This is a genomic window from Pseudoalteromonas sp. (genome assembly GCF_041613455.1).
GTDB lineage: Bacteria > Pseudomonadota > Gammaproteobacteria > Enterobacterales > Alteromonadaceae > Pseudoalteromonas.
Genome location: NZ_JBFJHD010000164.1, coordinates 1 through 6,748 on the forward strand (window position 1 = coordinate 1; position 6,748 = coordinate 6,748).

Sequence of the window (6,748 nt, forward strand, 5' to 3'; positions counted from 1 at the left end):
ACTAACATGCCACCAAGAATAATAATCGCCATTAATAGGCCGGTGTAGTGTGCTTGCTCGCTTTGTGCGGCTATGTATACCGGCATTAAGCCGTAGATAGGGCCTAATAATAACCCCGATGCCAAGCAACCTAATATAGCTGGACGGCTAAGGGTTTTAATTTCTTTCAATTGTAGCTTTTGTAACTCTTGGCTGTCGGGTTGGCCTGAGGTAATTAACAGCGGCGCCAACATTGCCAGTAATAATAATCCCACTACAAATAAGTAAGGCACAGCGCCTACAGTGCCTAATGGCGCAATGGCCAGTTGTCCTACCGCACTGCCACCATAAAGAGAGGTCATGTACAGGCCTAGCCGCTTTGCGCGCGCTTTTGCGGTGTTGGTCATCAGTAACCACGATTCAACCACCACAAATACACCTGCAACCGCCATACCCGCAATAAAGCGAGCCACTAGCCACACGCCTGCTTTGGGCATAATTAGCTGTGCAATGACACTTAAAATTAATAAACCGAGAAATAAAATAAACGCAAATCGGTGGCCTATTTTTACCACGATGCGCTCTATACAGGTAGCGCCAATGAGTAAACCAAAATAAAACACACTCGCCAACCACGCAGCCAGCTCAACATCGAGGTTAAATGCGGCAAGCGAAAGTGGGATCAGGCTCATTAAAAAGCCCGAAGCTATAGCAAAAAATGATAAACCAATAACAGGCGCTAAAGGATTATTTGACTTACTAGTAGCAACGAATTCTACCATTAGATGTTCCGATTTTAAGGTGTAAATAAGCGCTATTTGGCGGTTATAGTTTGCAGCGTTTATTTAATGTTGGCTGATTTTGCGGCGAATGTAAGACTCTTTGGTGTGGAAGTAAAGTGATTCTTTATTAATCAATGAAAATAAAATTTTAACCGCACGATTGCGTTAATTAACTGCGTTTTTGCTGCAAGTTTGTACTTTAAAGTTATCTTTTTTGTGTTTTATTTGTTACTTTTTTAGCCGCGCTAAATGCAAAATAAGCAATAACATGACAATGTAGCGCGTGTTGTATTAGTAGCTAGCTATGTAGTAAAAGAGAGGCAACAAATAAAAGTAACCACCTTAAAAACGATTACTTTTATTTGTTGTAGGTAAGTTGGTAAATGTATTAGGGTGCGGCGTTAAATTATTACAACATCAGCAGCGCTAATTGATGGTACAAGCCAATACCAATAAGCACATTAAATGGAAAGGTAATCCCTAAAGAGCAAAGCATGGCAAGGCCTATGTTTGCTTCGGGTACGGAGGCTTTGATAGCGGCGGGTGCTGCAATGTATGAGGCACTGGCAACCAGACTACCTAACACCACAATTGAGCCTAATTCGAGCTGCAAAAGCGTACCGACGGCAACCCCAAGTGTGCCTAAAAATAGCGGAGTAATAAGCGCAAATAAGGCTAGTTTCCAATGATGCCAAGGTACAGGGCGCAAAGTTTGTGCTGCAGTTAAGCCCATTTCAAGTAAAAAGAACGCTAACACCACCTTAAAGCCATGGGTTAATAAGCTGGTCACTTGGCTACCTTGTTGCGTGCCATACATAATGCCAATGATGACCCCACCGACCAGTAAAATAACGCTTTTATTGGTTAATGCTTCGTGCCACACCGCCTTTAATGACAGCTGTTTGCTTGCAGCGCTGTGTTTATTAAATTTTCTATATAGCAGCAAGCCAACAATAATAGCGGGAAGTTCTAACATCACTAAATACAAGGTCACCTCGGCGCCAACAACTAGCTCAGATGACTCTGCGTAGGCCAAGGCTACAGCGAAAGTACCGGCACTTACCGAACCATAATGCGCAGCAATACTGGCGCTATTCGCATGGGAAAGTGTAATAACGTACTTTAAAATAGGGTACAGCATTAACGGAATTAATCCCCCGAGTAATACAATTGCGCCCATTTCCGGGATCAGTTGCCAGTTTAAATTGCCGTGTAACACCATTCCGCCTTTTAAACCTATGGTTAGCATGAGGAGTAGGCTGAGTGTTTCGTATGTGGCTTTGGGGATAGCAAGATCAGAGTGTAAAAGACCGGCGATTAAACCTAATATAAAAAACATTACTACAATATCTGGCACGGGTTTTCCTAGCTGTAAAAATAAGTGGCGCTATTGTAGAGAAAACTTTGTATAGTAAATAATAAAATGAACACTAGTTATATATAGATAAATATCTATGGGGTAGGAATGAATTTAAGACATATATCGTTTCGATTATTAGAAGTGTTTATGAGTGTAGTAAAAACTCGCTCGTTAAGCGAAACCGCAAGGCAATTACATTTGACGCAACCCACTGTTTCGCTGCAAATAAAACGCTTACAAGAAGAAGTTGGTGAGCCACTCATTAGCATGCAGCAACAAAAGTTACAGATCACAGAAGCGGGGCTGGAGTTATTTAGGACCTGTAAGCAGGTGGTCGGTCATTTTGAAGATTACCAAGACTTTTTAGCCGAACTACGCGGCGGAGAACGCGGCCGCTGTAAAATTGCCATGGTCAATACGGCGCAATATATACTGCCGAAATTACTTGGCCCTTATAGTAATTTACATCCCCATGTAGAGCTGCCATTAGAAATAGGGAATCGTGAAGAGGTGTTAGCCCGCTTTGAACGCGGCGAAGATGACATTTATGTATTTAGCCATCCGCCCTCGTTAGAGCAAGCACAAGCAGCGCGGTTTTTACATAATCCATTAGAATTCATTGTGCCTAATAATCACCCACTGTTATCGTTAAAACAGGTTAATTTAACAGACTTAATGCAGTACCGCTTTTTATTACGAGAAAATGGCTCTGCCACGCGAATGCTGTTTGAAAGTGAATTACAAAGCCGCGGTTTAGTACTCAGTGATGGCGTACAAATGGCGAGTAATGAAGCGATTCGAGTGGCCGTGTCGTCGGGTATGGGGATCAGCTTGCTTTCTCACCATGTATTGCCAATGGGTGATCACAGCTTTACAAAATTACAGGTACTCGACACCGATATAGCCAGCCAATGGTATTTTGTTATGCGTACCGACAGGCATATTTCTCATGCCGCGCGTAGCTTTTTAAAGTTCGCGCAAACTAATTTAGAGCAGTACCTTGATATAAAATGGGTACGTAATGAGTTACATAAATTAAACATAGAGCCCTGAAATAAAAATAAATTTTCTCACTGCGTTTCACTCAGCATAGTTATAAAGCCAGCCAGTGTCACTTAGTTGCAAAAAACGTGCGAGCTGATGGCAAATATTAAACAGGGGCTCTTGATTATTGTTTGCGGTATTAAGCGCGCTAATTTTGTGGTGCGTGATATTTCATTGTTATTGTGGGTACTTTTGCTAAGGTAAAACTGATAATAACAATAAACGAGGATTTTAAATGAAAACCCTGCAACAACAACTCGGTAACTACGGACTTTACCACCGCTCTAAGCGTAATATTGCCACCCATTTACTGGGTATTCCACTAATTGTATTTGCGCTGTTGTGCTTAGCTGCTCGAATTCAGATACCTATCGGGGGGCTTGATATTGATGGTGGGCAGGTTCTGGTCTTTGCCTCGGTTGTGTATTATTTAATGTTAAGTGTGTCATTGGGGCTGATCATGGCGCTGTTATTAACTTTATTAGTTGTTGCCGCGCAGCCGATTGCGGCAATGGCAGTGACACCTTGGTTAATTATTAGTGTGGGGCTGTTTGTGTTTGGCTGGATTTTACAGTTTATCGGCCACTACTTTGAGGGTAAAAAACCGGCGTTTGTTGATGATATAACCGGGCTGATAATTGGCCCTTTGTTTGTCACTGTGGAATGCTTATTTTTCCTTGGCTTGTATAAAGAACTGGCACAACAAGTAAACGCGATAGCGGGGCCAAGCAAAGCCTAAAAATTATATGTTAAACAAAGGGTAAACATGAATTATAACAATAAAACAGTGTGGATCACCGGCGCGTCGTCAGGAATAGGTGAAGAGCTGGCAAAGCAATTTGCAGCACGCGGGGCTAAGGTGATTTTATCGGCGCGTAATGTTGAAAAACTAAACCGAGTAAAAGCCCAGTTAACAGGGGAAGGGCACCGTGTTATACCGCTTGATTTATCGCAGCCCGAAAGCATATTACATTCCGTAGCGGCGCAAATAGACAGTATAGGAGCGGTTGATATTTTAATTAATAACGCTGGCGTATCACAGCGCAGTTTGTTTTTAGAAAACGACTTTAACGTGTATCGGCAATTAATGGAGGTAAACTATTTTGGTTTAGTGGCGTTAACTAAAGCCGTGTTACCGTCTATGGTTGCCAGAAAAAGTGGCTCGGTGGTGGCTATAAGTAGTGTAGCCGGAAAAGTGGGCTCAAAACTAAGAACCGGTTACTCGGGTACTAAATTTGCGGTTATAGGCTTTATGGATTGCCTGCGCGCCGAAGTGAGCGAGCACAATATTCATTGTTTAACCATTTGCCCGGGGTTTATAAAAACAGCCATCGCGCATAATTCGCTAGATGCCCAGGGTGTGGCACAAAATAAAGCAGAGCAGGCGATAGAAAATGGCATGGATGTAACCGTGGCGGCTGGCAAAATCATCAAGGCGATTAGCAATAAAAAAGATGAAGTGATTGTGGGCCAGGGGTTAAGTGGCTGGGCGCCCACTATTAAGCGATTTTTTCCGCGTTTATTTAATCGTTTAACGGCAAAAGTGAACTTTAAATAACGCTATGACGATGGAATTAGTAAAGGAAAAATGATGAAATTTATATGGTTAGCGGTGTTTTTTAGCGTGCTTATTTGGTCGGGGATCAACCCTAAAGATCAATTTACTTGGTTATTAGAAGTATTACCGGCAATCATTGCAGTGCTAATAATGGCGTGGAGCTATCGTACTTTTAAGTTAACGCCGCTGTTATATGGCTTAATTTTAGCGCACTGTATTGTGCTGATGGTAGGCGGGCATTACACCTACGCGGAGGTGCCATTATTTGATAACTGGTTCGCCAGTGAGCGCAATAATTACGATAAGGTGGGTCACTTTTTTCAAGGCTTCGTGCCCGCACTCCTTGCGAGAGAAGTGTTATTACGTAAACAGGTGGTGAATGGCAAAGGCTGGTTGATCACCTTTATAATTTCGATATGTTTAGCGTTTAGTGCTTTTTACGAATTATTAGAATGGTGGGTGGCGCTATTAAGTGAAGAAAGCGCCGAGGCATTTTTGGGCACCCAAGGCTATGTGTGGGATACGCAATCGGATATGGGGTTGGCGTTAATCGGGGCTATTTGCGCATTACTCGTACTGCCAAAAATACATGATAGGCAATTGGCACGGCTATTAAATTAACCGCCAAAATGTATTAGCGAAGCTAAAAAGTAAATTACTTTTTAGCTTCTAAATTATCTATTTGCTGCCAAATTTTTTCGGCTTCAGCGGTTAACATGGCATAACTTTTAATATCGCCTCTGCGTTGTGCTTGCATGCCTTGCTCTAGTTTAAGATTGTAGTCTTTTAACAACTGCTTTTTTGGATCGGCTTTAAAAAGTGAAAACATTAATATCTGCCTCGTTAATAAATGAACTTTTAGAGTAATACGCACTAAAGAGGTAAATAGTTTTCTTTGCTGTCAATTTATGCATAATATTTTCTTATTGTGGCTCTAGGCGCACAACACCTTGGCCATCAATGCCTAAGTAAATAAAGCCATCGGGGCCTTGCGCTAAACTGCGAACTCGGCCAACGCCTTCTAATAATTTATTTTGCTTAACCACTTTGCCATCAGCAAGTGTCAGCACGCTAATAAACGCATACTTCATTGAGGCAAGTAATAATTTACCTTTTAACTGCGGGTATTTGTCTGAGCTAACTAACAGCATGTCGGACGGGGCAATAGAGGGGGTCCATTGTAAAACCGGCGCTTGCATGCCTGGTTGTTCAGTTAAATCGGTAAACGTGCTGCCACTGTAGTTGATGCCATAACTAACAACCGGCCAGCCATAATTGCTTTTAGGTTTAATAATATTTAGCTCATCGCCACCACGTGGGCCATGCTCATGCGACCATAAGGTGTTGCTGGGTTGATCAAACCATAGCCCTTGCGGGTTGCGATGGCCGTATGACCAAATTGCCGCTTTTACATTTTTTTGGCCAACAAACGGGTTGTCGTTTGGAATTTTGCCATCCTGGTGTAAGCGATAAATTTTACCACCGTCGCGGCTTAAGTCTTGTGGGTTAATATCGCGTGCGCCCCGATCTCCAATAGAAAAATACACATAGCCTTGATTATCAAATACGATTCGGCTGCCATAGTGCTGGCCTTTTGTTGAGTTATGCTCGCCCTTGTATAACAGTTGCGGTTGTAACAATTGTTGGCGATCCTCACTGAGCTTAGCGCGCATTAACGCGGTGTTACTGCCGCGACCATCACTCTCACTGCTAGAATAAGTTAGGTATAGCCATTGATTATTAGCAAAGTCGGGATGCAGCGCTAGGTCCAGTAAGCCCCCTTGGCCGTTGTGAGCAATATCGGGTAAGCCGGTTACTGTTATTAACGTGTTGGTGTTGTTACGCAATAAATATAAACTTCCACGGCGCTCGCTGATCAGTAAATCACCATTAGCGAGCGGCTCAATCGCCCATGGAACAGTGACGCCTGCTGCAACTGTAATGGGTTTAACATTAAGCGTTAAGGTATCCAGTTGTTTAAAGTCAACAGCCTGTGCAGATACAGCAGTAAGCGTTGCAAGGGCC

The 6,748-nt window shown here is 42.8% G+C and carries 8 protein-coding genes; 4 read left to right on the forward strand and 4 right to left on the reverse strand.

Annotated features, from left to right (window positions below; translation table 11 throughout):
• Both ABYB02_RS12940 and ABYB02_RS12945 read right to left on the reverse strand, forming a co-directional pair.
• The coding region (locus ABYB02_RS12940; RefSeq protein WP_372762856.1) for an MFS transporter at positions 1-761 on the reverse strand (761 nt) is incomplete at its 3' end.
• A gap of 409 nt (positions 762-1,170) precedes the next feature.
• Positions 1,171-2,118 (reverse strand): sodium-dependent bicarbonate transport family permease, encoded by a 948-nt coding sequence (locus ABYB02_RS12945; RefSeq protein ID WP_372762857.1) that lies wholly within the window; start codon positions 2,116-2,118, stop codon positions 1,171-1,173.
• 108 nt (positions 2,119-2,226) lie between these two features.
• Between ABYB02_RS12945 and ABYB02_RS12950 the strand changes: the two genes are divergently transcribed.
• The 4 genes from ABYB02_RS12950 to ABYB02_RS12965 all read left to right on the forward strand — a co-directional run bounded on the left by ABYB02_RS12950 (position 2,227) and on the right by ABYB02_RS12965 (position 5,344).
• Positions 2,227-3,174: a LysR family transcriptional regulator gene (locus ABYB02_RS12950; protein ID WP_372762858.1), complete on the forward strand. Its 948-nt coding sequence runs from the start codon at positions 2,227-2,229 to the stop codon at positions 3,172-3,174.
• A 226-nt stretch (positions 3,175-3,400) separates the two neighbouring features.
• Positions 3,401-3,904 (forward strand): DUF962 domain-containing protein, encoded by a 504-nt coding sequence (locus tag ABYB02_RS12955; protein WP_372762859.1) that lies wholly within the window; start codon positions 3,401-3,403, stop codon positions 3,902-3,904.
• Between the two features lie 27 nt (positions 3,905-3,931).
• Positions 3,932-4,723: an SDR family oxidoreductase gene (locus ABYB02_RS12960; protein WP_372762860.1), complete on the forward strand. Its 792-nt coding sequence runs from the start codon at positions 3,932-3,934 to the stop codon at positions 4,721-4,723.
• 33 nt (positions 4,724-4,756) lie between these two features.
• Positions 4,757-5,344 carry a DUF2238 domain-containing protein gene (locus ABYB02_RS12965; protein WP_372762863.1) on the forward strand — a complete coding sequence of 196 codons (588 nt, stop codon included), beginning with the start codon at positions 4,757-4,759 and terminating at the stop codon, positions 5,342-5,344.
• A gap of 34 nt (positions 5,345-5,378) precedes the next feature.
• Here the strand turns inward: ABYB02_RS12965 and ABYB02_RS12970 are convergent, their stop codons facing one another.
• Positions 5,379-5,552 (reverse strand): DUF6435 family protein, encoded by a 174-nt coding sequence (locus ABYB02_RS12970; RefSeq protein ID WP_372762861.1) that lies wholly within the window; start codon positions 5,550-5,552, stop codon positions 5,379-5,381.
• A gap of 94 nt (positions 5,553-5,646) precedes the next feature.
• On the reverse strand, positions 5,647-6,748 hold a 1,102-nt coding region (locus tag ABYB02_RS12975; protein ID WP_372762862.1), incomplete at its 5' end, for a PQQ-dependent sugar dehydrogenase.